The organism is Streptomyces sp. NPDC048643, from assembly GCF_040650615.1.
Taxonomy (GTDB): Bacteria; Actinomycetota; Actinomycetes; order Streptomycetales; family Streptomycetaceae; genus Streptomyces.
Map to the genome: position 1 here is coordinate 1 of NZ_JBEZHO010000070.1, position 14,704 is coordinate 14,704.

Here is a 14,704-nt window from a genome sequence, read left to right on the forward strand (position 1 = left end):
TCTCCACCTGGATCGCCGCCATCATCGGCTCGCTGATCCTCCTGGTCCTGTACCGGGTCATCACCGGCAACCGCCGCCACGCCTGACCCCACCCCGCATCTTCGGCGAAACGGCTCCGCCCTCCCTTCACGGGAGGACGGAGCCGCCGCCTTTTGGCCAGCTACCTGGGGCTGCCTGATCCGGGCACCGGATGGCCCGGGCAGGTGTGGCGTCGCAGCGTGGGGATACCTGCTGCCTATGGACCTGATGTCAGATGTTCGCGACGTAGATCGGCTGCTGACACAGCGGGCGGCAGGCCGTATCCCTCCGGGCGTCGGCGGGCTGCTGTCAGTGGTGGAGGAGACAGCGGAGAGCAGCAAGCTGTGGTGCGGTGCAGCGGTGGCCATGACCGCCTTCGGCGGTCGGCGTGGACGCAGATCGGCAGCAGCCGGGCTTGCGGCACTCGCCCTCGCGCAGCTGCTCTCGAACGGAGTGGGCAAGCAACTGATCGACCGGCCCCGCCCGCCCAAGGAGTGGATCCCGCACGACGAGGTGGAGGACCGGCCCGATTCCTCCTCCTTCCCATCCGGCCACACCGCGGCCGCCGTCGCCTTCACCGCCGCCGTCGCCCCAGCCTGGCCGCTGGCCGCCGCTGTCTGCGCGGTGCCGGCCGTCCTGCTGGCCGTCGAGCGGGTGCAGTCGGGAGCCCACTACCCCACCGATGTCGCAGCCGGAGCCCTGATCGGCCTCGGCGGCGCCTGGCTCACCCGGCGCACCCCGCGACTTCTGCGGCATTGGCTGTAACGGCAACACACCTCCCCACGCCGAAGCCGTTGCTTACGGCCGCTCGTTTCTCTCCTGAACGGGACAGTTCGGGGTACTCGGCTACTCACCAAACGCCGGGCTGCCGCAGCGGCCCGGCCCGCAGGAACAGAGCAGGAGGTGATCGCATGCCGAGTACACAACCGCACCATCCGAGTCCGGACCCTCACCAGAACGACGTGGGGCACGCCCCGGTGGGAAAGCTGGTCCAGCAGGCCTCGCAGCAGCTGACCGAGCTAGTACGCGGTGAGATGAAGCTGGCGCAGGCGGAGATGAAGCAAAAGGGCAAGCGCTACGGCAAGAGCGGCGGCCTCTTCGGCGGCGCCTCGCTCGCCGGATTCCTGATGCTCCAGGCCTTGGTCGCCACCGCGATTGCGTCCCTCGACCTCGTACTGCCGCTCTGGGCGGCAGCCCTCATCGTCACCGCCGTCCTCGGCGTGATCGCCGCGGTCATGGCCCTCAGCGGCAAGAAGCAGGCTGCCAAGGCCTCTCCGCCCACCCCCGAAAGCACGATCGAGAACGTCAAGGCCGACGTGGCCGAGATCAAGAGGAGCGCACACCGATGACCCACACGCCCGCCGACCAGCACTCCACTCCCACACCGGCCCAGCTGCGCGAGCAGATCGAGCACACCCGCCACGAACTCGGCGACACGGTTCAGGCCCTTGCGGACAAGACCGATGTCAAAGCCCGCGCCCAGCACAAGGCCGGTCAGTTGAAGGAGCAGGCAGTCGCCAAGGCCGGCGAGCTGAAGGAGCAGGCCGCGCAGGCCACCACGCAGGTCCAGGACAAACTGCCCGACCCGGTCAAGGAGAAGACTGCGCAGGCAGCCGGACAGGCCCGCGCCGCAGCCGCCCAGGCCGGACGGATGTGGGAAGAGAAGGCGCCCGTCTCCCTTCAGCAGAAGACCGCTCAGTCTGCGCAGCTGGCACGCGAGCACCGCACCCTGCTGCTGGTCGCCGCCGCGGGCGTCACCGTGCTGTGGCTGGCCGCCCGCCGCAGGAAGAACTGAAGGTGGGCGTGAAGCGGCCAAGGGCCCGAACCCGATGAGGGTTCGGGCCCTTGGCCGCTTCTGCTCCCGGGGCCGGGCAATAACCGACTCCTGAGTCCCGGGTCGCCCTCTCCCCTGTCTCAGGCAGCGATGGCCTCGGGGAGCGTGGGGTAGCAGGGGATGACTGTGTCGAGGCCGACGATGTCGACGACTTGCCGGACGGCTTCGGTCAGCGCGGCCATCCGGATCCATCCGCCGGCCGCGCGTGCCCTGGGGAAGGCGGCGACCAGGATGTGACTCCGCTGGAGTCCATGAACGTGATGTCGCTGAAGTCGAGGACCGTCCTCGAGGTAGCGGCGTCGTCGACACAGAGAGTGCTGATGCTCCACCGCCGCGCCACCGCGGCGGGCGTCACCTTCACCGTCCGCCCATGCGCCGGGAAAGCGAACGGTGCCCAGCTGCCCGCCTGCACTCTGGGAGGCGTGTGCGGGCGGGCAGATGGGCGAGCGTTCAGGGCGGCTCCGCTTGGGTTCAGCTGTTCTCGAGGGTGGGGTAGTCGGTGTAGCCGGTGGCGTCGCCGCCGTACGCCTTGCTCATGTCGGCTTCGTTGAGGGGAGCTCCGGCGGCGAGGCGATGGGGAAGGTCGGGGTTGGCCATGAAGAGCTGGCCGAAGGAGAGGATGTCGGCCGCACCGTCCTGGACGAGGGGCAGCTGCTCGACGCCGGTGCGCGAACCGGGGGTGACGGGGTTGAGCATGAAGACGCCGTTCCACTGCTCGCGCAGGGCCGGTGTGAGGTCGGGGGCCATGGTCTCCATGACGTGGAGGTAGGCCAGCCCCAGGGGGTTGATGGCTTCCAGGAGTAGGGGGTAGATCGCGGTGTGTTCGTCCTCGACGATGTCGTTGAAGGGGTTCGCCGGTGAGATACGCAGCGCGGTCCGGTTCGCGCCGATCGCAGCGGCGACGGCCTCGACGACCTCGGTGGTGAAGCGGAGAACGACTGTGACCTTCCCCCGCCAGCGAGGACTCACCGAGCAGGCCGCCACCGCCGCGGTCGACCAGGCATGCAGGATGCTGCGGCTGCCCCCCCCCCCCCATCCGGTCCCAGTTCCCCGAACTCGTCGCGACCGCCGAACGCGAGCAGATGTCCTACCTCGGCTTCCTCGCCGAACTCCTCCTCGCAGAGTGCGACGACCGGGCCCGCCGCCGCTCCGAACGCCGCATCAAGGCCGCAGGTTTCCCCCGCGACAAGTCGCTGCGCAAGTTCGACCTCGACGCCAACCCCAACATCGACGCGGCCATGATCCACACCCTCGCCAAGTGCGAATGGATCAAGAAGAGCCTGCCGCTCTGCCTGATCGGCGACTCCGGCACCGGCAAGTCCCACCTGCTGATCGCCCTCGGCACCGAAGCCGCGATGGCCGGCTACCGAGTCAAATACGTCCTGGCGACGAAGCTGGTCAACGAGCTTGTCGAGGCTGCAGACGAGAAGCAGCTGACCAAGACCATCGCCCGCTACGGCTGCGTTGATCTTTTGTGCATCGATGAGCTCGGCTACATGGAACTCGACCGGCGTGGCGCCGAGCTCCTCTTCCAGGTTCTGACCGAGCGGGAGGAAAAGAACAGCGTGGCGATCGCCTCGAACGAGTCCTTCTCTAAAGCGCACATGTTCCGGCGAACCTGTGCCAGCCAGCGCCGAAACCTCACAGGTTCCGGTGGCGCCTCGGATGCTGCATGATCGACCCGTGTTGATCGAACTGGTGAAGGTCGCGAGGTTTCCCGGTACCTCCTGGCTGGCCGATGTCCGAACCTCGTTCGGTCACACGGCAGTCCGGTGGTGCGGGGACCGGGCCGCAGAGCCTGGTGAGTACCACGTCGAGTGGACTATCGACGAGGACATCGTCTGGGGGCGGAACGTCAAGCCAGCTGCCGGTATCGGTCCTGGGCTCCGGACTGGCGGGCACTGCGTTGTGCTGCGGGGCCGGTTGAGCCTCACAGAGGACGGTGCCGCTCTGCTGGACCTGGACGGCACTACTATCTTGTTGGATCTTGCCGATCAGCTGCCCGAAGGTGTTGTCGGCACCTGGGTCGAGCTCTTCATCGAGCGCGAGAAAATCGCTCTCTACCCCTACGAACTCTGACCAGAGGTCAGTCCTTGGTCGTCTCCCACCCTGACAAGCGGGTCTCGTCGACGCGATCAGACAGATAGATCAGGGTGGCCTCGGGATCCATGCCGAACGCAGCGGCGACGAGTTTGGGGTCCATGGTGTTGACCAGGTCAAGCAGTCGAGTGCAGCGGATCATGCGGGGCGGGAAGCCGCAGCCGTCGAGGACGTGACTGACATAGGCGGTGGACGCCGGGCCCCGGCCGGACTTCGTCTGGCGGGTGACCAGGACGTGGGGATTCTCTGTCCGCTGGGCTTCGCGATGGGCCAGACAGCGTTCCAACACTGCCCATGACGCCGGATCCAAGGGAACCGGATGCGGACGGTCGCCGAGCCGGATGGTCCGGGCGTGAGGGTCGAGGTCAGTGGTCTGCAGCATCTTGACCTCGCGGCTTGAGGCGCCGTGCAACAGCGCGAGCAGGCCCAGCAGGGCCTCGTGCGGATGAACGGCCGGACCAGTGGTCCAGCGACGGAACAGTACGCGCTGCTGGTCGAGTGTCAGCGTGGCTCCGGTGAAGCCGCTCACTCCTCGAGAGGTCAGGCCCTGGGAGGGATCGACGAGCACGATCTTCCGGGAACGCGCGAAACGGAAGAACTGCCCGAGCACGACCAGCCGACGCTTTCGGGCCTTGGGTGAGCCCCCGAGGAAGGCTTCGATGTCGTGGACATCGGTCAGCGCCCAGTCCTGCTTGCCGCGCTCACCGGCGAGCAAGCGGGCGAGGTCACGCACGATGGCCAGTGCCGCCTCGACGGTCGAATCGCTACGAGGTCGTGTTCCGGAACGGCGGGCCCTCTCCCGCGAGCGCATCATGAAGTCGGCGAATGCCTCCACCACCGGCCGCAGGGTCTCGGGGACGGCATCGATGCGGCGCTGTCGGCGGCCGGCCGCAAGCCGCTCGGCCTGATCCGTGGCCATGGCCATGCCGTGACCGGTGAAGAAGGTTTCCAGCGCGCGGGCGAGGGAGCCCATCGAACGTCCGGAACGACGAGAGCGTTCGAGCAGAGCCTGCGGATGGTTGGGGTGGTCATCCCGGAGAAGCCGTCCCAGGGAAGTGATCATCGCGCAGGCGCGACTGACGCAATACTTGGCGGCGAAATCGGCGGCGAAGTCCCGCAGCCAGTCCGGGGGTTCACCGAGTTCGGCGATCAGGTTCTCGGCCCGGACGAAGGACCGGTCGGGGTGACGCTGCCAGCAGGCTGAGCACAGTCCCAGCCCGGCATGCCGGCGCACGCGGCCGCATTCACGGCAGGTCCGGGGCGGCTGTTTGGTCTGGCGGGGACGTGAGCAGTGCCCGCACCAGCCGGTGTCCTCGCGCAGATAGCCGGGCCGACTGCAACGAGGACAGGGCGCCTTGGCGGCGTCGCGTTCCGTCTTGCGCGAGCAGTCCCGGCACAACGTCGCTGTCTTGTCTCTGACCGGGTGACCGCAGGCGGTGCACACGCGTGAGCAGGTGATGCACCGGCCGGTGTCCTCCTGGAGGACGCGCTGCTGGCCGCAGCGGGGGCAAGTGGCCCTGGCCGCCGCTTCTTTCTGCCGGGCCGTGCAGCGACAGCAGTACTGCCGGTCAATGAAGCCGACCGGAGCCCCGCAGCCGATGCAGTCGCTCTGTTTGACGCCCACGATGCCCCCGGGTCACAGCGGCGGCATCGAACGGCCGCGGGCGGAGGCCGCCTTGGGCAGGTCGGCGACTGGCCGCGGTGGGGCGGCAGGGCGCTCGACGGGGGTGGTGTCTACCTCGAACAGGTCGTTGGGGGTGCATTCGAGCGCGGTGCACAACGCGATCAGGGTGGACATCTTCACCTGGGAGGGCTCCTTGGTGAACAGCGCGGACACCGACGCGGAGGACATCTGCAGTCCGGCCCGTTCAGCCAGAAGTCGCTGCAACTGGGTGCCGGTCCACACCTCACGCTGGGCGGCGGCCATCCGCAGGCGCCATCGGATCTTCATGCGGGGCTGCCCTCCTCCGCGGTGAGCTCACCCAGCGTGGTGGTCACCGCGCGGCGATAGGCGTCCTCGATGAACGTCGCGGACGGCCGGACGTATCTCATGGTCGAGCTGACCGTCCAGTGACCGAGGAGTTGCTGGATCGCCACGAGATCGACGCCTCGTTCGTAGTTGTGGGTCGCGCACGCCCGCCGCAAGGCATGCGGGCTGAACCGGTCGACGGCCGGGCGTCCTTCGAGTTCCATCAGATAGCGCAGGCGGTTGCGGATCGTCCCGCGGTGCAGGCTGCCACCGGATTCGTCCGCGAACAGCACCGGTGAGTCTGGGAACTTGCCCCGCACATCGTTGAGGAACCAGTGGAGAACGAGGTCGAGGCCGTCCAGCATGGGCACCCAGCGCGGCCTGGGGCCGGAGGTGCGGGCGCCTTTGCCGAATCGCACGTGGAGTTTTCCGAACGGGCCCCGCGAGAAGTGGGCGTCGGGACGGTCCAACAGAGAGGCCTCTTCCGAGCGCAGGCCGGCGTGATAGAGGGTCCGGAACATCGCATAGTCCCGGGCTGCAGGTCCGTACTTGCGAGCGGTGGCGATCCGGACCTTGAGGAAGTCGAAGAACTCCGCCACCCGTTCCGGGGTCGGCGGCGGCAGCTGAGCCGGGGAGTCGTCCCCGACATGCCGGGAAGCATTGAACTCATCGACTGGGCAGACCAAACGGACACCGAACCCCGCTTCAATCTCAACGGCCTTGCGGACCTGCAGGAACCGGTGGAAGCCCTTGAAGATCTGCACATACTCGCGCCGAGTCGATGCCGCCCGGCCCGCGAGGGCCAGGTCGCCGACAACGCGGTCGATGTCCTCCGGGGGGACGTCCCACGCAGGTCGGCCCAGCGCAGTGAGCGTTCGCTCCAGCAGGCCAATGTCGTTCTCGACCGTCACCGGGCTGAACCCGCGGGCCCGCCACGAGGCGACGAACGCCTCGACGCAGTCGGCCTGGAACTCCCACGGATCCGCGGTCACCGGCTCCAGCAGGACGGCACCGCCCTCGATCACACGCAGCTGGGATGTCACCGGCACACCTTCCTCGCACCTGACCGATCAAGGCAGCACCTGGAGAATCCGAGCACCACCGTGAAGACCAACGAGGACCGCAGGAGATGGATACGGGCCGGTGGCAGCAGCGATCCTCGAAAAGGAACATGTGCCAGCCCCAGATGGCTGGACAAAGACGTTCACCGACCCGCGTCTTTGCGCGGCCATCGTCGACCGCCTCACCTTTGGCGGCAACATCATCGAGACCGGCACCGACTCCTACCGCCTCGCCACCACCCGCGCCCGCGCAGAGCAGCAGGCTGCGGTCGGCTGACCCCCGCAAACGAGCGAGTCTGATCAGCCGGCGCCGGGCGGCTGGCAGAAGGTCGGAACATGATCTACCGGGAGTCGTTCAGCCAATCGCCCGGGAGCAGGTCACGTATTCCGTCGAGGGCTGCTTTGGTGCGGCCACGGGCCAGGAGAGCCATGCCGTCGTCGTCCCGCAGGAGCACGTCATGGCCGAGGAACCAGCGGATGCTGTGCTCTTCCTCGCCCATCGGATAGGCAGGGAAGGGCAGCCGAGTGCAGTTCTGTTCCATCACCTCGACGCCGTAGTCGTCGAAGTCGCACAGGAAGTCGCAGAGCTCGCCATCGGCCTGGACGGATTCCGACAGCACGATTTCAATGAAGCACAGGGACAGCCGCTCCAACCAGCTCTCCCACCGTTCGGCAGCCTTGTCAGCCAAGTCGGCCCTGATGAAGACGGCGGGGTCTTCGTCCACCAGCGTGTCGAGGAGGATCCCCCAGGAAGCGGCCCCCTGGTTCTCATGCCGGAAGACCAGTGCATCTTTGGCCTCGTCCACATACAGCTCGGACGGGCTGAGCAGGACGTCATGGTTGCTGGTCAGGTCCCGGCGGCGGCCGAACAACAGATACGCCTCTCGAAGCGCCAGCGGCAGCCGGACGCCGAGCCTCTCCTCCGCGGCCACAAGGTCTGCCTCACCCCAGCCGTCGTCATCACCGAGCGCCTGCGACCAGTTCGCAACGAACCCGCGGATGAACTCCCAGGCACCCCTGCGGCCTTCAACACCCGCAGCGAGCGACCGCACCATATCGAACTCATGTGTCATGCCAGGACGATATCGGCTTCACCCACGCAGCCCTCGGGCACCTGCACCGAGGGGTCGACATGCCGACGCTGGCGCTCTCAGAACTCGATGACATTTCCACTCGGCTAGATCAACATCCGCTGCCGAAACTCGACATCAAACGCTCTTCGTCATCACCTACGAAGCCAACGGCGGCCTTGGCGGATCCGTAGGAGCCGGATCCACCGCGGTGGGCACGCTCGCTCATGGGGACCTGGCTCTCCTTGCTGGGGTGACGGGGAACAGACGGTCGGCGACCGGGCGACTGGGCTGGACGGACCGAGAGAGCGCCGCCGTCTCGACGACCGCCCGCGGCACGGTCGGGGCGACCACTGCTGCGGGCGTTCATGGCGGCGGCGACAGGGGTGTTGGACCAGAGAAGACCGCAAGCGAGGTTCTCGTCGCGGATGAGGTGGGGGTAATGCCGGCCGTAGGAGGCCCACAGCTCCAGCGCCTCATCGAGGAGCTGTGCACGGTCTGCGAGCGACATCCGCTCGACGGTCGCCAGCGGGATCCGGAAGTCGTCCCCAGCCGCGCGGGCGCGGTCGACGAGGAGGAAGACCTCGGCGGGCTGGGCCGCGAAGTCCTGGGCGTCGGCACCCCGGGATGTGTGCAGGGCGAAGACAACACCGATCGTCACCGTCAGCACGATCGGCTCCGCCTCGAGGAGCTTCCCGGACAGGGAGCGCCGGCACGGCGCGCAGTTCTCGATGCAGGCGCCGATCAGTGCAGCAGCGGCTCGCATGTCCGGTGCGGATTCCGCGCCCCACCGGCTGGGATCAGCCGGTCGAAGGTCCGTGCTGGACGGGCCGCTGGCGTGGACGTGGAAGGTTCCGGCGTAGACCGCCACTTAGTGCGCACTTCGGAAATCCGGAAAACCCTGACTGGATTCGGTCGTCACCGGCCAGCGTGGCCTATGCGGGCTGTCAGGGGCCCACCACCCACCTGCCCACCGCCGCCACCTACCAGGCGTCCGACACCGCACTACGGGCGGGCGAGACCGCTGCTGCGGGCCCGGCTGGCTCAGCCGTGATACATCACCCGAACAACCAGAATGTCGGCCGCGAGCCCGTCAAGGTAGTCGTTGAAATAGCGCGTCTGCTCGGCGCTAGAGACGGTGAGCCATTGACCGTCCAGGGTCAACAAGGCTTGCGTGGCCAGCACACCATCTGTGGCGTCGCGAATGAGGGTGTCAAGGCCATAGGCGTAGCGGGCGAGGGGGTCACCGCCGATCAGATCCTCCAATTCCGGCTGGTCCCTGAGCGCCTCTATGACCGGCTGGGTGCGGTAATCCTCGATCACCTGCGCCTGGGGGTAACCCTCGGGATCGGCGAAGTGTCGGGCCCAGAAGTGGTCCGCGGGGTACGCGGGCGGGTACGCCGAGGAGAACGTCTGCCAGGCATCGAAGGCCCGGCGCTCATCGGCCGCCGCCCACGCGCGAGGGCCCTCGAGGTCCAACAGGGCGCGCGGGCCGCCGTCGCAGAGTGAAGGCGGAACCTTGCGCGGCTGTCCAGTGAGGGTTTCGGTCTCCCGGATAAGGCGAGGATCTGCCTCATAGCCTTGCGCTACTGAAAACTCGCAGCCCCGGCCGTCGATCTTCCAGTAGTCCCACCACGTCTCGACGACCGGGCCGCCGGCCCCCTCGTCACGGTTGTAGTCGTACGGCGCCATGGCGGCGTCGATGGCCCGGGAAACGTCCTTCTGAGCACACCCGGGGACACATACGGTCAGTTGCTCTTTCGACACAGCCTCTTCCTCTACCTATTCCGGGCGCTCACGCGGTCGGCGGCGGGTCGCAGGAAACGATCCAGCCGTCGCACCCTCGCTGCCACGATCGCGTAGCGTCCCAGATCATGTAGGCGTCGCCGACAAGGCCGAGGGTGCCCGGGCGTTGGCCAACGTTGGCGAAGTACTCGCCCGCGCTCATCCACGAGGGCTGCGCCATGGTTTTCTCCTTGGCCTGACTCGCTTCCGGCCTCAGGTGACCGGATTCAGCGGCAGAGTTCCATGATGGTGTCGTCGAAATCGGAGAACTCTTGTGTGGCCTGCTCGACGATGGCGACTGCCGGTGCGCGGTGGTCTGGTGCGAACTGTTGGGCGATAGCGGCCAGTTCACGATTGGGTCGGGGAGCCCAGTCGGGTTCCGGATCGTGCGTGGTGGATGCTTCCCATGGCCCACTGACACCAGCAGAGCCGGGCGAACCCACGTGCCTCCCCGGGTGTTGCCCACCCACCGCCAGCGCTGACCGACCACCACCCTCACCTGCTCACCGGCTCACCGGCTCACCGGCTCACCGGCTCACCGGCTCACCGCCATCGTCGAGCTCGGCGGTGAGCCGGAGCTCCCAGCTACCCCTAACGGGCGCTTCAGGGCGCGGTCATCCCAGAAGGCTGCGCGGTCAGCGCCGGCCGCCGCCGATGCGGCGGTCGTCGGCCAGTGCGGTAAGCGGGCCGAACTCGCGGGCAAGCTGGTTCCACGTCAGAACCTCGCCACAGCGGGCCGGGAACTCCTTCGGGTTGAACTCGGGCATGGTCCAGGTGCCAGTGCCCCGGTCCCGCAGCCACAGGTCCCCGTCACCGTCGACCACCGTCGGCGGGACCGGTACGGGCTCGGCCTGATCGGTGGGCTCCCAGGTGACCCGGCCCGGGTGGGAAACGCGGCGCAGCTCGGTGGTGGCCAGCCGCGCGGCCAAGTCACGGGTGGACTCTTCGGCGTCCTTGACCGACGCGAGTCGGAATGCGTCGTCAAGTACGGGCAGGGCTGGATTCTTGCTGCGCTTTGAACTCATACGCTGACTACCTCCGGGTGGGGGGCGTCACATCCGTTATGGCACCCCGTAGAGGAATACGGTATCCGAGGCGGGAGCCGGACCGGCTACGACCACTGTCCAGGTGGAGGCGCTGGCACACCGGGCGGTGAGGCTAGGTAGTGGGCTGGTCCTGGACGTGGCGCACCCCGTGGTGGTAGCGCTCAGATATGGCGGTCCGGGTCTGAGAAGGTGAGGCCGCCGGGGGGCGAGCGGACGCCGGGGCGGGTGCGCGTGCGGGCTCGGGCTCGGCAGGTGCGGCTTCGGGGAGCACCAGGACCTGTCACTAGCCGACAGCCATGGGCGCCCTTGCATACACCGACTCCGTCCTGCACAGCGACCGTGCCAGCCATTTCCTCCAGAAGGCGGCTGTGGCAGCAGTGGATCCAGGGCGCGCCCCACATGCACGGGGATGACGGCATCTCAACTACCTGGGCGGCATTCGCCCCGTCGCTCGAGGTGCGACGACCCCTTGAGTGCTTTCTCCAGTGCGCGATGCCCTTTGGTTCTGGCATGCTGACCCCGTGAACAACAGGCGCAGAATGGACGATGCCGCGTAATCGGCCGTCCCAAGTCCGCGCCGCCGGACGCTACCCGAGGCGGCAGCTGGATGAAGTACCAGCTCCGGGGATGCCGCGGGGCTCCGGCAAGCTTGCCGGAGCGATCTCCCGTCTTGAGCGCGATCGGTTCTGGCCTGGGGCGATAGCCCAGGCCTTGCAGCAGTGGTCGCGAACAGCCCACCGCCCCAGTCTTGGCCTTTCCGGCGGTTGTGGTTGCCCTTTGTGCAGCCCCTACTACGCGACCGATGAGCGGGGAGTTCTGGAAGCCGCCATGCACGCTCTCGCGCCACAAGCGGCGCGTGAGCTACGGCGTCTGGTGAAACCCTTCGACGATCTCTACATCGCCAAAACCTGGCCCGACCCCTTCGCCTCACCCGACGCTGGATGGTGGGTAGGCCGCTGCTGGGGATAGCCAGGCCCTCTCGCTCAGCATCACTGCGGCCGTGCCCGATGAGAGTTGCCGCGGAAACGCAGGCCACCGCGCGAACCCATAACCCCAGCCTCTACCCCCGCGGAACCTCCCCCCTCCCCGTCACAAACAGCGGATGGAGCGTCGTCCGGGAAGATGGCCTCGGTGATGGAACAAGATCAGCTTCGCTCAGCTGAGGCGGTGTCCACCCGCGGCCGCGAGCGTGGTCGACGAATTCGACATCCAAGGAAACGTGGTAGCGCTCCACATAGTGCGCCAGGTCCGTGTACCAGAACCACTCGCCGTCAGTCAGGACGTGCAGGCTACCGATCAGCTCGTTCGTCGGACTGAGCACATCGCGGACTAGCGAGGTTGTCGCTGCCAGAACCGAGCCAGCCCTCAAATACCGGACAAGAGCCGCTTCATCGGCAGCACCCTCCTGGTGCGCGCAGGCCCTCAGCGAAGACCCGTCGTCGCGACCATGATCAAGTTCCTGAAACTCCCCGAGAAATCGTTCTGCATACATGCTCTCGCTTCTCACGGCAGCCTCCGTCCTACGCATCGATCCAGTAGTGCGGATCAGGCTGCTCGACCAGCAACGCGGCGGCCAACAGGTCGCCGACGCTGAGGAATCGACGACACCTGCGACCAGTTCACCGCGGGCTCCTCGATGAACTCTTCCTCAGCGGCGGCGTCGGCGGTGTACGCGGGAGCCAGGAAGAGATCTTTCCACTGCGGCTTCGGCCCGGTCACCGCCCGACGGCCGACGCTCTCGACAGGGCGACGAAACGACACATCACGCACTCAAAACTCCACTCACTCCTTCCAAAAAGGCCTAGCCTGCCGACGCCCAGGAAGATCCCTGGACCTCGGCTGCGTCATCCCGCCTAAAGAACTCCTAACAGAATGATCTTCGAGGTGGTTGGATCACTCCGGGACCGTTGACGACGGCCCCGCGGTGGTCTTCCTTCAGTGTCCGGGGTTTACGGCTCGTCGTTGCCACTGGGTTCCGAGGCACGGCTGTAGGCGAGGTCCAAGACGTAGCGCTCGGTCACTGGGGGGTTGTTCCATGCCTCGGTGAGGTCGTCTTCGAAGGTGTCGTCGGTGGGGCGGTCGAGAGTGGTCTGGTAGTAGTCCCCGGTCGCCTGGCGGTTCTCCCACCAGGCGTGTCCGGTGTAGACACCCGAGCGGGGGAGGGACATTTCCCCGGCGGGGCCGTATTCCGGTTGGTTCACCACGAGAATCGCCGTCTCCGACTCGATGCTGACGGGAACCGAGCCCTCGGCTCCGGCAGGAGGAGGGGGAGGGCTGTCCCAGAGCCGGATGGCGACCTCGAGGTCGACGTCGGGCTGCAGGCTTTGGATGTACAGGTGGTAGCCGTTGCCGGCTACCACCTGGGTGCGGGCGGCGGCCATGGCGGCGGCGTCACTGAGATAGGCGTCCGCGTCGTAGATCTCCACGACGCGGCGGCCGGGTGTGGCCTTGCACCTGTATTCGGCCAGGAGCGCCATGCTGCCGCTGCCCTTCTGCTAGACGGTGATCTTCATGTAGAAGGCGTCGCCGTCGAGGATCCGGTTGAGGGTGTACATCTGGTCGAGCCTGCGACCGCCGGTCTCATTGTCGGTGCCGTCGATCAGCCGGACGGAGAACCGGTTGTCACCCTTGGTCGAGCCCTCCTTGGTGGAGGCGTACGGGTACTCGTCGCACTGAAGATCCGTTCCCTTGTAGTCCCCCCCCCCACGCCTTCTCGCATTCCTTGATCGATCGGGCCCGGTTCTTCTTCTGCTTCTCCCTGTCGACCAGCGGGCTCCTTCACGCCCGGGACGGTCTTGCCCGGCCAGGAGGGAAAGTACGTTCCGGTCGGTTGAGGGCGTCGTAGATGTGCAGCGCGCTCTCGTTGACCGCTGGATCCTTTTGACTCAGCACGAGTTCCACCCGGGCCTGGGTAAAGACGGTGCCCAGGAACTTGCCGGCGATCTTTCCGGCGTAGTCGTAGCGGACGCAGGAGGTATAGACGCTTCCGCCTTCGGTGAAGGGCGCGGCGTTGGGAGAGCTCGCGCTGAGGTCCATTGAGACGGTCGAGAAGACCTTTTGCTGGTTGCCTTGGTCGTTACAGGGAGCCCTTGTCCGGGGACGTGTAGGAGAGGTTCCAGTGCGGCGGGCTGTCCCAGACGCCGAGCAGCTCGTCGCGTTCGGTGGTCTGCGGCGCGGTGACCTGGGGGTCCGGGTCGCTCATGGAGGCGTTGATGTTCTGGCGGAAGTGCTGGCCGAGCCGCCACTTCGTGGCGTCCTCGGTGGGGAGAGGCTGGACGATGATGTTTTCGATACTGGCGAGGTAGTCGACTCGCCGGCTGCCGTCGTAGGCGAAACCGAGAACCCACTACTGGTCGAACTTGAGGCGCCCCAGGCTGGTGGTGCCCCTGACGTCACGCAGGACCAGGTCGAAGGAGCGCTTCTGGCAGCTCTCGAACCGTGGCGGAGCAGCCCTGCGCGGTGCCGTCTCCGGCGTCCTCCGCGCCGTCATCACCGGGTTCCTCGACCACCTCACCTGAGCCAGCGCCTCAACCGCAACGACGTCAGGCCGGGGTATGAAGCACCCCGGCCTGACGCACTACCTATGCACTTGCGCGAACCCGCATCACCCTCTTGAACTGCCAAAACATCTACAGATCATTGATAGCCGCGGCAGCCTGCTCAAGCGATCTAGGCTGCGCGCAACCTGAGGTTCCGGGACCGTCCGGCTGCAGGTTCCCCAGTTCCAGCCCGGTCCCGTAACGCTCTGGCGGGGCCGGGCTGCCCGCTGCCCGGCGTACTGCCGGGACATGCTGCGAACTGCGATGAGGGGCCCGCCGTGG

Annotated in this window: 21 protein-coding genes and 3 pseudogenes; 8 read left to right on the forward strand and 16 right to left on the reverse strand. The window is 67.1% G+C overall.

The window, feature by feature from the left end; translation table 11 throughout:
• The 4 genes and pseudogenes from AB0C62_RS38835 to AB0C62_RS38850 form a co-directional block, all read left to right on the forward strand.
• Positions 1-86 (forward strand): annotated as a pseudogene (locus AB0C62_RS38835) (GlsB/YeaQ/YmgE family stress response membrane protein); the annotation flags it as partial.
• Between the two features lie 160 nt (positions 87-246).
• On the forward strand, positions 247-783 hold the full coding sequence (locus AB0C62_RS38840; protein WP_362981540.1) for a phosphatase PAP2 family protein: 537 nt from the start codon (positions 247-249) through the stop codon (positions 781-783).
• Between the two features lie 146 nt (positions 784-929).
• Positions 930-1,367, forward strand: coding sequence for a phage holin family protein (locus AB0C62_RS38845; RefSeq protein WP_362981542.1), 438 nt, complete (start codon positions 930-932; stop codon positions 1,365-1,367).
• Positions 1,364-1,813, forward strand: coding sequence for a DUF3618 domain-containing protein (locus AB0C62_RS38850; RefSeq protein ID WP_362981544.1), 450 nt, complete (start codon positions 1,364-1,366; stop codon positions 1,811-1,813). The genes AB0C62_RS38845 and AB0C62_RS38850 overlap by 4 nt, the downstream gene beginning before the upstream one ends.
• 510 nt (positions 1,814-2,323) lie before the next feature.
• On the opposite strand, the gene AB0C62_RS38855 is transcribed toward AB0C62_RS38850, so the two are convergent.
• The gene (locus AB0C62_RS38855; RefSeq protein WP_362981546.1) at positions 2,324-2,821 is read right to left on the reverse strand and encodes a hypothetical protein; all 498 of its coding nucleotides are present in this window, start codon (positions 2,819-2,821) and stop codon (positions 2,324-2,326) included.
• On the opposite strand from AB0C62_RS38855, the pseudogene AB0C62_RS38860 reads away from it, so the two are divergent.
• Together AB0C62_RS38860 and AB0C62_RS38865 are read left to right on the forward strand one after the other, a co-directional pair.
• Positions 2,793-3,444, forward strand: a pseudogene (locus AB0C62_RS38860) (ATP-binding protein); the annotation flags it as partial. The gene AB0C62_RS38855 and the pseudogene AB0C62_RS38860 sit on opposite strands and share 29 nt — an antisense overlap.
• 91 nt (positions 3,445-3,535) lie before the next feature.
• Positions 3,536-3,931, forward strand: coding sequence for a hypothetical protein (locus tag AB0C62_RS38865; protein ID WP_362981548.1), 396 nt, complete (start codon positions 3,536-3,538; stop codon positions 3,929-3,931).
• Positions 3,932-3,938: 7 nt separating this feature from the next.
• Here AB0C62_RS38865 and AB0C62_RS38870 read toward each other — a convergent pair whose 3' ends face one another.
• From AB0C62_RS38870 to AB0C62_RS38880, 3 genes are read right to left on the reverse strand one after another with little or no spacing between them, the layout of a single operon-like run.
• Positions 3,939-5,576, reverse strand: coding sequence for an integrase (locus AB0C62_RS38870; protein WP_362981550.1), 1,638 nt, complete (start codon positions 5,574-5,576; stop codon positions 3,939-3,941).
• 12 nt (positions 5,577-5,588) lie between these two features.
• Positions 5,589-5,903, reverse strand: coding sequence for a helix-turn-helix transcriptional regulator (locus tag AB0C62_RS38875; RefSeq protein ID WP_319171778.1), 315 nt, complete (start codon positions 5,901-5,903; stop codon positions 5,589-5,591).
• On the reverse strand, positions 5,900-6,964 hold the full coding sequence (locus AB0C62_RS38880; RefSeq protein ID WP_362981552.1) for a tyrosine-type recombinase/integrase: 1,065 nt from the start codon (positions 6,962-6,964) through the stop codon (positions 5,900-5,902). Before AB0C62_RS38880 ends, AB0C62_RS38875 begins: the two co-directional genes overlap by 4 nt.
• Before the next feature lie 145 nt (positions 6,965-7,109).
• On the opposite strand from AB0C62_RS38880, the pseudogene AB0C62_RS38885 reads away from it, so the two are divergent.
• Positions 7,110-7,259 (forward strand): annotated as a pseudogene (locus tag AB0C62_RS38885) (ATP-binding protein); the annotation flags it as partial.
• Between the two features lie 64 nt (positions 7,260-7,323).
• Here the strand turns inward: AB0C62_RS38885 and AB0C62_RS38890 are convergent.
• The 12 genes from AB0C62_RS38890 to AB0C62_RS38945 all read right to left on the reverse strand — a co-directional run bounded on the left by AB0C62_RS38890 (position 7,324) and on the right by AB0C62_RS38945 (position 14,085).
• Entirely contained in the window at positions 7,324-8,055 is a 732-nt protein-coding gene (locus AB0C62_RS38890; protein ID WP_358822199.1) for an SMI1/KNR4 family protein, read from the reverse strand.
• Between the two features lie 109 nt (positions 8,056-8,164).
• Complete coding sequence (locus tag AB0C62_RS38895; protein WP_362981554.1) at positions 8,165-8,818, reverse strand: hypothetical protein; 654 nt, start codon at positions 8,816-8,818, stop codon at positions 8,165-8,167.
• Between the two features lie 278 nt (positions 8,819-9,096).
• Positions 9,097-9,819: a hypothetical protein gene (locus AB0C62_RS38900; RefSeq protein ID WP_362981556.1), complete on the reverse strand. Its 723-nt coding sequence runs from the start codon at positions 9,817-9,819 to the stop codon at positions 9,097-9,099.
• Between the two features lie 28 nt (positions 9,820-9,847).
• Positions 9,848-10,018: a hypothetical protein gene (locus AB0C62_RS38905; RefSeq protein WP_362981558.1), complete on the reverse strand. Its 171-nt coding sequence runs from the start codon at positions 10,016-10,018 to the stop codon at positions 9,848-9,850.
• 46 nt (positions 10,019-10,064) lie between these two features.
• Positions 10,065-10,280 carry a hypothetical protein gene (locus tag AB0C62_RS38910; RefSeq protein WP_362981560.1) on the reverse strand — a complete coding sequence of 72 codons (216 nt, stop codon included), beginning with the start codon at positions 10,278-10,280 and terminating at the stop codon, positions 10,065-10,067.
• Positions 10,281-10,472: 192 nt separating this feature from the next.
• Positions 10,473-10,862, reverse strand: a complete 390-nt coding sequence (locus AB0C62_RS38915; protein WP_079403197.1) for a hypothetical protein — start codon at positions 10,860-10,862, stop codon at positions 10,473-10,475.
• A gap of 1,081 nt (positions 10,863-11,943) precedes the next feature.
• Positions 11,944-12,390: a hypothetical protein gene (locus AB0C62_RS38920; RefSeq protein ID WP_362981562.1), complete on the reverse strand. Its 447-nt coding sequence runs from the start codon at positions 12,388-12,390 to the stop codon at positions 11,944-11,946.
• Positions 12,391-12,428: 38 nt separating this feature from the next.
• Positions 12,429-12,653, reverse strand: coding sequence for a hypothetical protein (locus tag AB0C62_RS38925; protein WP_362981564.1), 225 nt, complete (start codon positions 12,651-12,653; stop codon positions 12,429-12,431).
• A 179-nt stretch (positions 12,654-12,832) separates the two neighbouring features.
• On the reverse strand, positions 12,833-13,360 hold the full coding sequence (locus tag AB0C62_RS38930) for a hypothetical protein (protein ID WP_362981566.1): 528 nt from the start codon (positions 13,358-13,360) through the stop codon (positions 12,833-12,835).
• A gap of 18 nt (positions 13,361-13,378) precedes the next feature.
• A complete protein-coding gene (locus AB0C62_RS38935) occupies positions 13,379-13,759 on the reverse strand; it encodes a NucA/NucB deoxyribonuclease domain-containing protein (protein WP_362981603.1) in 381 nt (126 codons plus the stop codon).
• Positions 13,662-13,919: a hypothetical protein gene (locus tag AB0C62_RS38940; protein WP_362981568.1), complete on the reverse strand. Its 258-nt coding sequence runs from the start codon at positions 13,917-13,919 to the stop codon at positions 13,662-13,664. Before AB0C62_RS38940 ends, AB0C62_RS38935 begins: the two co-directional genes overlap by 98 nt.
• Positions 13,920-13,959: 40 nt before the next feature.
• Complete coding sequence (locus tag AB0C62_RS38945; protein WP_362981570.1) at positions 13,960-14,085, reverse strand: hypothetical protein; 126 nt, start codon at positions 14,083-14,085, stop codon at positions 13,960-13,962.
• Positions 14,086-14,242: 157 nt separating this feature from the next.
• On the opposite strand from AB0C62_RS38945, the gene AB0C62_RS38950 reads away from it, so the two are divergent.
• Positions 14,243-14,401, forward strand: coding sequence for a hypothetical protein (locus tag AB0C62_RS38950; protein ID WP_362981572.1), 159 nt, complete (start codon positions 14,243-14,245; stop codon positions 14,399-14,401).
• Positions 14,402-14,704: the final 303 nt, after the last annotated feature.